This is a genomic window from Stenotrophomonas maltophilia group sp. Smal32 (assembly GCF_030237085.1).
GTDB lineage: Bacteria > Pseudomonadota > Gammaproteobacteria > Xanthomonadales > Xanthomonadaceae > Stenotrophomonas > Stenotrophomonas maltophilia_Q.
This window is the reverse complement of sequence record NZ_JASJSI010000130.1, coordinates 1-11,436: the sequence shown is the minus strand read 5'-3', so window position 1 is coordinate 11,436 and position 11,436 is coordinate 1. Positions and strand designations below refer to the sequence as shown.

Sequence of the window (11,436 nt, the reverse complement as noted above, 5' to 3'; positions counted from 1 at the left end):
GAGAATGGGTCAGGGTATTTTTTTTTTTTTTTTGTTGATTGTGGGGGGGGGGGGGGGTCGGGGCTGTTTGTTTTGGGGGGGGGGGGGGGGGGGGCGGGGCGGTAGCGGGGCGCGCGCGGCCGCCCCCCCCCCCCCCCCCGGGGGGGGGGGGGGGGGCCCCCCCCCCCCCCCCCCCCCCCCCCCCCCCCGACTCCAATAAAGCTGCTTTTGGCGACCCACCCCCAGCCACGAGGGGCCCCGCCGTTGGCTGGAACCCATCATCCCACCGCGGAATTGGCGCCCGGGCCCCGCTGGGCCTACCATCGGCGGTCCCCACCCCCACCGCCCCTTCCATGTCCGCTCCCGCTTCCGCCGCACCGCGTCGCTGGTTCGTCGCCGGTGACTTCAACGGTTTCTTCGGCCTGGTCGTCGACAACCTCTCCATTCTCGGCTTCATCGCCATGGCGCTGGTCGGGATCTTCCAGTTCCCGGCCGATGTAGTGTTCGGCCGCATGTTCCCCGGCACCGCCTTCGGCGTGCTGGTCGGCAACCTGCTGTACACCCTGATGGCGCGCCGGCTGGCGGCACGTACCGGCCGCGACGATGTCACCGCCATGCCGCTGGGCCTGGATGCACCGACCAGCATCGGCATGGCGTTGCTGGTGCTCGGCCCGGCCTTCATCGCGTTCAAGCAGCAGGGCATGGACCCGCACGCTGCGGGCATCGCCACCTGGCAGCTGGGCATGGCCGCGCTGGTCATCATGGGCGTACTCAAGTTCGTGCTGTCGTTCTTCGGCGAAGCGGTCACCCGCGCGCTGCCACGTGCGGCGCTGCTGGGCTCGATCGCCGGCATCGCGCTGGTACTGATGGGCCTGCTGCCGCTGCTGGAAACGCTGCGCTCGCCGCTGGTCGGCTTCACCACGCTGGGCCTCCTGCTGTATGTATTGATCGCCAAGGGCAGGCTGCCGGTGCGAGGCCCGGGCGTGCTGCTGGCCTTCGTGTTCGGCACCGTGCTGTATTACGGCCTCGGCGTGGCCGGGTTGGGCGCGCCGGGCTTCCATGTGCCGGAATGGGTGCCGCCGCAGGTGGTGCTGCCGCTGCCGACGCTGGGCTTCCTTGAGGGCCTGCCCACCGCGATGACCTACCTGCCGCTGCTGCTGCCGTTCGGCCTGCTGATGGTGGTCGGTGGCATCAACGTGTCAGAGAGCGCACGTGCGGCCGGCGATGACTACCGCACCCGCGACATCCTGCTGGTGGAAGCGGTGGCGACGCTGGTGGCCGGTGTCTGCGGCGGCGTTGCGCAGACCACGCCGTACATCGGCCAGCCGGCCTACAAGCACATGGGCGCACGCAGCGGCTACACGCTGCTGACCGGCCTGTTCGTCGGCATCGGCGGCATGCTCGGCATCATTTCCGGGCTGGTGCAGTGGCTGCCGCTGGCAGTGCTGGCACCGATCATCGTGTACGTGGCCATCGACATCACCACCCAGGCCTTCCAGGCCACGCCGCGCCACCACGCCGGTGCGATGGTGTTCGGCTTCCTGCCGTCGGTGGCCTACCTGTTGGCGATCAAGGCACCGGGCTGGATCGCACCGGACCAGCTGCCGCAGCTGCTGACCAAGCTCGACGGCCACGGCCTGCCGGAACTGGCGGTGATCTTCACCCTCGGCAATGGCTTCATCATCACCTCGATGCTGTGGATCTCGGCGGTGGCGGCAATGGTGGACGGCCGCCTGCGCCGCGCCTGTGGCTTCCTGCTGGTGGCGGCGCTGCTGACCCTGTTCGGGCTGATCCACTCGGTGGACCCGCGCGGCGGCATCTACCTGCCGTGGGACCTTGACGGCCTGGCGCGCATCATCAGCTGGCAGTTCGCGGGCGCGTATGTGGCGCTGGCGATGCTGCTGGGGCTGCTGTCGCTGCAGAAGCAACCGGTGAAGCCGTTGGGCGATCGCATCGATCATTGACCGGGGGCGCCGGGCATGGCCCGGCGCTACCGCTTTCTTTCCGCCTCCGATGTGTTGCAGAGCCGAGCCTGCGCTCGGCTGCTCTGAGCCGAGCATGGCTCGGCTCTACAACAGGAGTTGCAGGCGGCGGTATCAGCGCGCTCCATCCAGCTCGGGGTAGTGGCGGAAGATGCCTTGGGTGTTGAACGGCAGCCGTCGCTCCGAGGCCAGGTAGGCGGCGATGTTCGGTCGCTTCGACACCCGCTCCTGCAGTGCACGCAGCAGCGGCAGGGTGGGGCCGAGTGCCTGCATGCGGCGCGGGAACATGTAGTCCAGCCCGCTCAGCAGCTGGAACAGCGACAGGTCCACATACGAATGCTCGCGCAGTGCATGGCGACCGCCATTGGCCGTCAGCACCTGCTCGAAGTAGCCGAGGTACTTCGGCAGCCGTTCGCTGCGCAGCGAGACTGCACGCGCCTTGGCCTCGGTCTTCTGCTCCTCGTAGTACTTCGATGCGGCAATCGGATGATGGGTGTCATGCACCTCGGCCACCAGGTCGGCGATGGTCAGCTGCAGTTGCAGCGCCTGCATCCGCCGCGACGCCGCCTGTGGCACCAGGTCCAGCGTCGGACCGAGGAAATCGAGGATGGCCGCGACCTGTGCGATCACCTGTCGTCCCGCCTTCAGGAACGGTGGCGCGAACGGTTGTGCGCCTTCGCTGCCACCGTCGAGGAGCGGCTGCATCACTGCATCGCCGTGCACCCGCGCCATGTCGATGTAGTCGGCGCCGGCATCTTCCAGTGCCAGCCGCACGAACTCGCCACGGCCCTGGATGCCGGTCCAGTAATACAGCGCGTACTGCATGGCAGTGCCTCCACAGGACAAGACCTACAGCCTCGCGCGGAGCGTGCAAAGCAGGCGTGAGCGCGGTTTTGCTGCAGGCCCGAACCCGAACGGCAGCGGAACAGGTGGGGAACCCGTTGGAATCGGCGGGGTCACACCTTCTACATGCGTGTGAAACGAGGTGCTGCATCATGCAGAGTGGAAAAGCGGTTTGGCCCTGGGTGCTGGGCGTGGTGGTGATCGGTGGCGCGGGCGGTTGGCTGTTCCGCGATCAGCTGAAGAGCCTGGCGGACGGTGTCCCGGTGCCGGTGCAATCACCCCCCGCCAGTGCTGGTGCGCCGCCACAACCGAAGCCGGCCGTAGAGACCGCACCGGCGCCACCTGCCATCAGGCATCCGCTGGACACCGATGCCGCCGCCGATCCCGCGCTGCCGAAACTGGCCGACAGCGATACCGCGGCCTGGGGCGCATTGAGCCAGCTGTTCCAGGGCGAGGGCCCGCTGACCCTGCTGCTGCGCGATCACCTGATCCAGCGCCTGGTCACCCAGGTCGACAACCTGGACAAGCCCAGCGTGCCCCCAACCGCGCTGGCTGCGAGGCCGTTGCCTGGCAACCTGCAGGTCGAGCCCGGCGAGGGTGGCGAACGCATCGCCGCCGGCAACGCCGCGCGCTATGCGCCCTATGTGCAGGCCTTCACCGCGCTGGACCCGGCGGCAACGGCCACCGCGTACAAACGCTTCTATCCGCTGATCCAGCAGGCCTACGTCGACCTGGGCCGGCCCGAAGGCTACTTCAACGACCGCCTGGTCGCGGTGATCGACCATCTGCTGGATACCCCGGACCTGGTCCAGGCACCGCTGCTGCAGCGCGATGAGCGTGGCCGCTATCGCTTTGTCGATCCCGCCCTGCAGTCGCGCTCGATCGGGCAGAAGGCGCTGCTGCGCATGGACGTGGCGCAGGCGCGGGCGGTCAAGCAGCAGCTGCGCGCGATCCGCAGCGCGATCACCCGCTGAGCCCGTCCGCCACGAGGAACTGATCGGGATCAACGCGCCGACCACACCGGTTCCGGCATGCTGGCCACAGGCTGACTGGCCTCGGGGTGCAGTCGCAGCCACCCTTGAAACTGGGTGGGGCAACCGCATCTTTCCAGCATCGCCGGCGCGGGCCGGCCCTGATGACCGATGAGGATTCGCAATGCGGATGGACAAGCTCACCTCGCGTTTCCAGCAGGCGCTGGCAGACGCACAGTCGCTGGCCGTGGGCCGCGACAACAGCATCATCGAACCGGTTCACCTGTTCAGCGCGCTGCTGGACCAGCAGGGCGGCAGCACGCGCCCGTTGCTGGCCCAGGCCGGGGTGAACGTGCCGGTGCTGCGCGAGCGCCTGACCGAGGCGCTGGACGCGCTGCCGAAGGTGTCCGGCCAGGCCGGCAATGTCTCGATGGGCAATGACCTGGGGCGCCTGCTGAACCAGACCGACAAGCTGGCCCAGCAGCATGGGGATGCCTTCATCGCCAGCGAGTGGTTCGTGCTGGCCGCGCTGGACGATGGCGGCACGCTGGGCATGGCGCTGCGCGCCGCCGGTGCCGACAAGACCCGCCTGCAGGCGGCCATCGACAAGTTGCGTGGCGGCGAGAACGTGCAGTCGGAGAATGCCGAGGAACAGCGGCAGGCGCTGGAGAAGTACACCATCGACCTGACCGCGCGCGCCGAGAGCGGCAAGCTCGACCCGGTGATCGGCCGCGACGAAGAGATCCGTCGCACCATCCAGGTGCTGCAGCGCCGGACCAAGAACAACCCGGTGCTGATCGGCGAACCCGGCGTGGGCAAGACTGCCATCGTCGAGGGCTTGGCCCAGCGCATCATCAACGACGAAGTGCCTGAGGGCCTGCGCGGCAAGCGCGTGCTGTCGCTGGACATGGGCGCGCTGATCGCCGGTGCCAAATTCCGCGGTGAGTTCGAGGAACGCCTGAAGGGCGTGCTCAACGACCTGGCCAAGAACGAAGGCCAGATCATCCTGTTCATCGACGAACTGCACACCATGGTCGGCGCTGGCAAGGCCGATGGCGCGATGGATGCCGGCAACATGCTGAAGCCGGCGCTGGCACGCGGTGAGCTGCATTGCATCGGCGCGACCACGCTGGACGAGTACCGCAAGTACATCGAGAAGGATGCCGCGCTGGAGCGCCGCTTCCAGAAGGTGTTCGTGGGCGAGCCGTCGGTGGAGGACACCATCGCGATCCTGCGCGGCCTGAAGGAGAAGTACGCGCTGCACCATGGCGTGGAGATCACCGACCCGGCCATCGTCGCCGCCGCGACGCTGTCCAACCGCTACATCACCGACCGCCAGCTGCCGGACAAGGCCATCGACCTGATGGACGAAGCCGCTTCGCGCCTGCGCATGGAGATCGACTCCAAGCCGGAAGAGCTGGACCGCCTGGAGCGCCGGGTGATCCAGTTGAAGATCCAGCGCGAGATGCTGAAGAAGGAAAAGGACGAAGCCTCGCGGCAACGCCTGGCCGACCTGGAGAACGACATCGAGGCGCTGGAGCGCGAGTTCTCCGATCTCAATGAAATCTGGAAGTCGGAGAAGGCCGCGCTGCAGGGTGCGACGAAGATCAAGGAGCAGGTCGAGCAGGCCAGGCTGGAACTGGAGGCCGCGCAGCGCCGCCAGGATTTCGCCAGGATGAGCGAGATCCAGTACGGCCTGTTGCCGCAGCTGGAAAAGCAGCTGGCCGCCGCGCAGGAAGCCGAGCACAAGGACTTCAAGCTGGTTCAGGACCGCGTGACCGACGAGGAGATTGCCGAAGTCGTTTCGCGCTGGACCGGTATTCCGGTCAACAAGATGCTCGAAGGCGAGCGCGACAAGCTGCTGCGCATGGAAGAGGTGCTGCACAACCGCGTGGTCGGCCAGGAGGAAGCGATCAAGGTCGTCTCCGATGCGGTGCGCCGCTCGCGTGCGGGCCTGTCCGATCCGAACCGTCCGGCCGGCTCGTTCCTGTTCCTCGGTCCGACCGGCGTGGGCAAGACCGAACTGTGCAAGTCGCTGGCCGAGTTCCTGTTCGACAGCGCCGACGCGATGATCCGCATCGACATGAGCGAGTTCATGGAGAAGCACAGCGTCGCCCGCCTGATCGGTGCGCCCCCGGGCTATGTCGGCTACGAGGAAGGCGGTTACCTGACCGAGGCCGTGCGTCGTCGCCCGTATTCGCTGATCCTGCTGGACGAAGTGGAGAAGGCGCATCCGGATGTGTTCAACATCCTGCTGCAGGTGCTGGACGATGGTCGCCTGACCGATGGCCAGGGTCGCACGGTGGACTTCCGCAACACCGTCATCGTGATGACCTCGAACCTGGGTTCGCACCAGATCCAGGACATGAGCGCCGACGACAGCCCGGAGGCCTACACGCAGATGAAGGCGGCGGTGATGGGCGTGGTGCAGGCGCACTTCCGTCCGGAATTCATCAACCGCCTGGACGACATCGTGGTGTTCCATCCGCTGGACAAGCAGCAGATCAAGCAGATCGCGCGCATCCAGATGCGTGGGCTGGAGAAGCGGCTGGCCGAGCGTGGGTTGAAGCTGGCGGTCTCCGATGCGGCGTTCGACCTGCTCGGCAACGTTGGCTTCGATCCGGTGTATGGCGCGCGTCCGTTGAAGCGTGCGATCCAGGCGCAGCTGGAAAACCCGCTGGCACAGAAGATCCTGTCCGGGGCCTTCGTCAACGGCGACACCATCGAAGTCGGCAACGACGGCGGTCACCTGGTGTTCGCCAAGGCGTGAATCATGCGGGGCGCTGCCTGATCGTAGCGCCCCGTTTTTTCCGGTAGCGCCGGGCCATGCCCGGCGACTTCTCAGAAGCGGTGCGTGTAACCGCTCATCAAGCCGAACTGGTTGGGCTTCTGCACGATCGGGCTGTCGGCGGCATCGCCGAGCAGGCGCGTGCCTTCGGCCGAGATGTACCAGTTGCCGTTGCGGCCCACGCGGTGGCTCCACTTCAGGCCGACACCGGCGCTGAACAGGCCGGCCTTCGGCTTGTGTTCGGCAAAGCCGGTACGCGCCGCCTGTTCCGGGCTGACGCCGTACCAGGTCTGCATGTAGCCGCGGTTGCCGTAGTCGGTGGAGACGCTGCCGCTGACCACACCGCCGGCCAGGTCGAACAGCGGCATGGTCAGGTTCAGGTGCACCTGCTGGGTGGCCAGGCCGTTCTCGGCCTTGTCCTCATCCTTGCGGGTGAACTGCCAGGAACCGCTCAGCACGGCTTCGCCCAGCGTATAACCAGCCGAGACGCCGACCAGGGGACGGGTATCGATATCGCCCATGCCGCGCAGGAAGTCCGAACCGCCAAGCAGCGAGTCCTTTTCCTTGCGGATGCCGCTGGCGCCGACATAGGCACGCACGCGGGTGTGCTCGCCGATGGAGGTGCCCCAGCCAATGCCACTGGTGCCCAGAAACCATCCCCCCGGCGAGGTGACATCAAAGGACAACGACGGCGTCGCACGATACTCCTCGCTGCCGCTGTAGCGCGGCGTCACGCCGCCGCCAGCGGCAACTTCGAAGGTCCAGTGGTCATCCCTGGCATGGGCGATCGGTACGGCGAACAGCGGCAACACGGCCAGGCAGAGCAGGGCAGGGGAACGGGAACGGCGACGCTGGGACATGGAAACTCTCGGCAATGGGAGGAAAGCAGCACGCGCATCCGGCGTACGCTGCAGGGTCGCCAGCGTGGCGATATGCCGGCGACGGTTCCCTCCGCAGTTGTGCGGGAGTTGTAATCAACTGTAATCGCGCCCTCGGGCGTTCAGCTGGCAGCCAGCGGCCAGTGCATTTCCAGGCGAGCGCCGCCCAGCGTGGCGCGGCTGATGCGCAGCTCACCACCGTGGCGGGCGGCGATGCGGCTGACGATGGCCAGGCCCAGGCCGAAGCCGCCGGTATCGCGGCTGCGGCTGTCGTCCAGGCGGGTGAATGGACGCATCACCTTCTCGCGATCGGCTTCGGCGATGCCGGGGCCGTCGTCATCCACACGCAGGCAGGCACGGCCGTCGACGCCGACCAGCGAGACCTCGACCTGTGAACGTGCATGGCGCAGCGCGTTGCCGACCAGGTTGCTCAACGCCAGCTGCAGCAGGCGCGGCTCGGCGTCCACGCGCGGCAGCGCGCTGGGCAGCACGCGCAGCACGCGCAGCACCAGGCTGGCGCGTTCGGCGTCACGACGCACATCGGCCAGGCAGGCCTGCAGCCAGTCGTTGGCTTCGATGCGCTGTAGCGGCTCGCTTTCGCTGGGGTGTTCCAGCCGCTCATAGGCCAGCAGTTCGCTGACCAGCCGGTTGAGTTCGGCCAGGTCGCCGTGGAGTCCCTGCGCAAGTCGCTCGCGACGTTCGCGATCATCGCTGTCCTGCATCAGGTCCAGGCCGAAGGCCACGCGCGCGATCGGGGTGCGCAGTTCGTGCGAGATCGCATGGGTCAGGTCGCGTTGGCGCTGCACCAGTTCGGCCACGCGCGCTGCCATGCGGTTGGAGTGTTCGACGATGACCCGGATCTGCGAGCGCGGCGAGACCTGTGCGCGCGCTTGCAGATCACCGGCACCGATGCGGTCGGCGTGCAGGCGCAGCGCTTCAAGATCGCGCCAGAGCAGGCGCACCCAGGCGTACAGGCTGGCGCCGACCAGCAGCAGGATGCTGAGGTATGCCGCGATTGTCATGTACGTCGTCATCTGCACCGCGCCAGGCAGGCGCAGGTGCAGCCACCGGCCTCCGATGCCTTCGATGGGCAGCAGGACCTGCTGGTATTGATCGCGCACGATGAAGCCATCGGTCTTCACGGCTGCCTGTTCCTGGGGGGCGAGCGCGGGAGGGCTGTCGAGCAGGGTCAGAGCGATGCCGTAGTGTGGCTGCCACTGCTGCAGGCGCTCACGCTGCTGGCCGGCGTCCAGGCCGGCCAGGCCACTGCGCAGGGCGTACACCTGCCCGCGCACCTGCTCGACGAACACGCGATCCTGCACAGGCGTGTAGATGCCGTCCAGGATGTGGTTGAGGAAGAACACCGACACCAGGAAGCAGGCACCCGTGATAAACCACAGCCACAGGAACAGTCGCTTCACGCCGACCAGGCCGATGGATTGAACTGGTAGCCACGGCCCCACACGGTCTTGATGCGCCGCGGTTCACGCGCATCGTCGCCGAGTTTGCGGCGCAGCTTGCCGATGCTGACATCGACGCTGCGGTCCAGGCCATCGAAGCCGATGCCGCGCACCGCCTGCAGGATCTGGTCGCGGGAGAGGATCTGCCCGGGCTGGCTGGCCAGCAACCACAGGATCTCGAATTCGGTGGTGCCCAGCTCGACCGGCTGGCCGTGCAGGTGTACGTCGCGCTGCATGCGGTCGATCAGCAGTTCACCATGCATCAGCCGGCAGGGGGTGCCGGTGTTGCTGCTGCCGTGGCGGCGGCGCAGCAGCGCGCGCAGGCGGGCCAGCAGCAAGCGCGGCTCGATCGGTTTGTGCACATAGTCATCGGCGCCCGATTCCAGGCCCAGCACCTGTTCGATGTCGTCCTCGCAGGCAGTCAGCATCAGGATCGGCACGTCGGAGAAGCTGCGGATCTGCCGGCACACGTCGATGCCACCGAGGCCGGGCAGCATCAGGTCCAGTACCACCAGTTCCGGCGCATGCTGGCGGCAGGCGGCGCCGGCCTGGTCGCCACGGGCGACATGCTGCACGGCAAAGCCATGCTCGTGCAGGTAGTCGCTGACCAGTTCGGCAAGGCGACGATCGTCCTCCACCAGCAGGACCGGTGTCGGCATGCCGTTGGTGGTGGGTGTCCAAGGGGATGGCTGCATGCGCGTGGGGCCTCCGTGCCCGGGCAGGAGCGCCCGGCGGCGAAGCCTAGCAACGGCTCATGACGGCTGCCTGAATCCCGGCCAACCTGATAACCGCCGGTACGCACGTCATCGCCAGTGGCTCTCAGTGCCAGGCTGCGGCTGGCCTATGGTGGCGGTTTCCCCGGATGGAGCCTGGTGCAATGAGCGACCCGCAGTGGCAACTGGAAACCCTGGCCGTGCATGGCGGCTACCGTCCCGACCCGACCACCCGCGCGGTGGCGGTGCCGATCTACCAGACGGTGGCGTACGCCTTCGATGACACCCAGCATGGCGCCGACCTGTTCGACCTGAAGGTGCCGGGCAACATCTACACGCGCATCATGAACCCCACCACCGACGTGCTGGAGCAGCGCCTGGCCGCCCTGGAAGGTGGCATCGGCGCACTGGCGCTGGCCTCGGGGCAGGCCGCGATCACCTATGCCATCCAGACCATTGCCGAGGCCGGCGACAACATCGTCGCCTCCAGCGCGCTGTATGGCGGCAGCCTCAACCTGCTGGCGCATACGCTGCCGCAGTACGGCATCCAGGCGCGCTTCGCCGACCCCGCCGATCCGGCCGCGTTCGCCGCGTTGATCGACGAGCGAACCAAGGCGGTGTTCGTCGAATCGATCGGCAACCCGCGCGGCAATGTCACCGACATCGCCGCCATCGCCGAAGTCGCTCACGCGGCCGGCGTGCCGCTGATCGTCGACAACACCGTGGCCACGCCCTTCCTGCTGCGCCCGTTCGAGCACGGAGCCGACATCGTGGTGCATTCGCTGACCAAGTACCTGGGCGGCCACGGCAACAGCCTGGGCGGTGCGATCATCGACTCTGGCCGTTTCGACTGGGCTGCGCAGCCGAAGCGCTTCGCCCGCCTCAACCAGCCCGATCCCAGCTACCACGGCGTGGTCTACACCGAGGCCCTGGGGCCTGCCGCCTACATCGGCCGCGCGCGCGTAGTGCCGCTGCGCAATACCGGCGCGGCGCTGTCGCCGTTCAATGCCTTCCTGATCCTGCAGGGCATCGAGACGCTGGCACTGCGCATGGAGCGCATCAACGCCAACGCACTGGCCGTCGCGCAGTTCCTGAAGGCGCACGCCAAGGTGGCGTGGGTGCGTTACGCTGGTTTGGCCGACGACCCGGAGCATGCCGCCGCGCAGCGCTACCTCGGTGGCCACGGCTCGGGCGTGCTGACCTTTGGCCTGCCGGGTGGGCGCGAAGCCGGCGCACGCTTCCTCGATGCGTTGAAGCTGTTCACCCGGCTGGTGAACCTGGGAGACGCCAAGTCGCTGGCCACCCATCCGGCGTCCACCACCCATCGCCAGTTGGACGCAGCTGAACTGGCCAAGGCCGGCGTCAGCGAAGACACCGTGCGTCTGTCGATCGGCATCGAGCACATCGGCGACCTGCGCGCGGACCTTGAGCAGGCCCTGGCCGGCGCCTGATAGCCACACGCTTGGTCGTCATCGCCACAGGCGATCACCACCCATCGCGCAATGCGCTACGGTGGAGCTGCCTCTCCAAGGCGTGGCAACGTGGCGATCCAGATCCCCGGTCGATGCGGGTCGACCGGGGATTTTTCATGTTTCCGGGGTCAGATCCGTTTTCCTGCGGAAAACGGATCTGACCCCATACGCCGCCGTGTCGACCAAGGTCGACACCCACCAACAGCCGCCGCGAACCGGCGCCCCCGCGGGGGGGGGGGGGGGGGGGGCGGGGCGTCCCGGTGGGCGCGCGCCCCCCGCTCCGAGCGCGCCGCCCATCCGCGCCCGCGCCGACGCGCCGCCCGCCCGCGCCCGGGGGCCGGGGCGGCGGG

The 11,436-nt window shown here is 67.7% G+C and carries 8 protein-coding genes; 4 read left to right on the top strand and 4 right to left on the bottom strand.

Going from position 1 to position 11,436, the window contains the following annotated elements; genetic code table 11:
* Positions 1 to 332 precede the first annotated feature (332 nt).
* Entirely contained in the window at positions 333 to 1,943 is a 1,611-nt protein-coding gene (locus tag QRO91_RS20090) for a membrane protein (protein WP_049430696.1), read from the top strand.
* 132 nt (positions 1,944 to 2,075) lie between these two features.
* Here QRO91_RS20090 and QRO91_RS20085 read toward each other — a convergent pair whose 3' ends face one another.
* Positions 2,076 to 2,786, bottom strand: a complete 711-nt coding sequence (locus QRO91_RS20085; protein ID WP_049430694.1) for a glutathione S-transferase — start codon at positions 2,784 to 2,786, stop codon at positions 2,076 to 2,078.
* A gap of 170 nt (positions 2,787 to 2,956) precedes the next feature.
* Between QRO91_RS20085 and QRO91_RS20080 the strand changes: the two genes are divergently transcribed.
* Together QRO91_RS20080 and clpB are read left to right on the top strand one after the other, a co-directional pair.
* Positions 2,957 to 3,778 carry a DUF3014 domain-containing protein gene (locus tag QRO91_RS20080; RefSeq protein WP_049430693.1) on the top strand — a complete coding sequence of 274 codons (822 nt, stop codon included), beginning with the start codon at positions 2,957 to 2,959 and terminating at the stop codon, positions 3,776 to 3,778.
* Between the two features lie 181 nt (positions 3,779 to 3,959).
* Positions 3,960 to 6,545 (top strand): ATP-dependent chaperone ClpB, encoded by a 2,586-nt coding sequence (gene clpB / locus QRO91_RS20075; RefSeq protein ID WP_049430692.1) that lies wholly within the window; start codon positions 3,960 to 3,962, stop codon positions 6,543 to 6,545.
* A gap of 71 nt (positions 6,546 to 6,616) precedes the next feature.
* Here the strand turns inward: clpB and QRO91_RS20070 are convergent, their stop codons facing one another.
* The 3 genes from QRO91_RS20070 to QRO91_RS20060 all read right to left on the bottom strand — a co-directional run bounded on the left by QRO91_RS20070 (position 6,617) and on the right by QRO91_RS20060 (position 9,596).
* On the bottom strand, positions 6,617 to 7,423 hold the full coding sequence (locus tag QRO91_RS20070; RefSeq protein WP_049430689.1) for a MipA/OmpV family protein: 807 nt from the start codon (positions 7,421 to 7,423) through the stop codon (positions 6,617 to 6,619).
* 140 nt (positions 7,424 to 7,563) lie between these two features.
* Positions 7,564 to 8,862 carry an ATP-binding protein gene (locus QRO91_RS20065; protein ID WP_049430687.1) on the bottom strand — a complete coding sequence of 433 codons (1,299 nt, stop codon included), beginning with the start codon at positions 8,860 to 8,862 and terminating at the stop codon, positions 7,564 to 7,566.
* Entirely contained in the window at positions 8,859 to 9,596 is a 738-nt protein-coding gene (locus QRO91_RS20060; RefSeq protein WP_049430685.1) for a response regulator transcription factor, read from the bottom strand. The genes QRO91_RS20065 and QRO91_RS20060 overlap by 4 nt, the downstream gene beginning before the upstream one ends.
* A 182-nt stretch (positions 9,597 to 9,778) precedes the next feature.
* Between QRO91_RS20060 and QRO91_RS20055 the strand changes: the two genes are divergently transcribed.
* Positions 9,779 to 11,065, top strand: a complete 1,287-nt coding sequence (locus QRO91_RS20055) for an O-acetylhomoserine aminocarboxypropyltransferase/cysteine synthase family protein (protein WP_049430683.1) — start codon at positions 9,779 to 9,781, stop codon at positions 11,063 to 11,065.
* Positions 11,066 to 11,436 lie beyond the last annotated feature (371 nt).

What these genes read in the sequence shown, in the direction of transcription:
- QRO91_RS20090 (WP_049430696.1), top strand. Translation starts at nt 333, where the DNA reads ATGTCCGCTCCCGCTTCCGCCGCACCGCGTCGCTGGTTCGTCGCCGGT.
- QRO91_RS20085 (WP_049430694.1), bottom strand. Translation starts at nt 2,786, where the DNA reads ATGCAGTACGCGCTGTATTACTGGACCGGCATCCAGGGCCGTGGCGAG.
- QRO91_RS20080 (WP_049430693.1), top strand. Translation starts at nt 2,957, where the DNA reads ATGCAGAGTGGAAAAGCGGTTTGGCCCTGGGTGCTGGGCGTGGTGGTG.
- clpB (WP_049430692.1), top strand. Translation starts at nt 3,960, where the DNA reads ATGCGGATGGACAAGCTCACCTCGCGTTTCCAGCAGGCGCTGGCAGAC.
- QRO91_RS20070 (WP_049430689.1), bottom strand. Translation starts at nt 7,423, where the DNA reads ATGTCCCAGCGTCGCCGTTCCCGTTCCCCTGCCCTGCTCTGCCTGGCC.
- QRO91_RS20060 (WP_049430685.1), bottom strand. Translation starts at nt 9,596, where the DNA reads ATGCAGCCATCCCCTTGGACACCCACCACCAACGGCATGCCGACACCG.
- QRO91_RS20055 (WP_049430683.1), top strand. Translation starts at nt 9,779, where the DNA reads ATGAGCGACCCGCAGTGGCAACTGGAAACCCTGGCCGTGCATGGCGGC.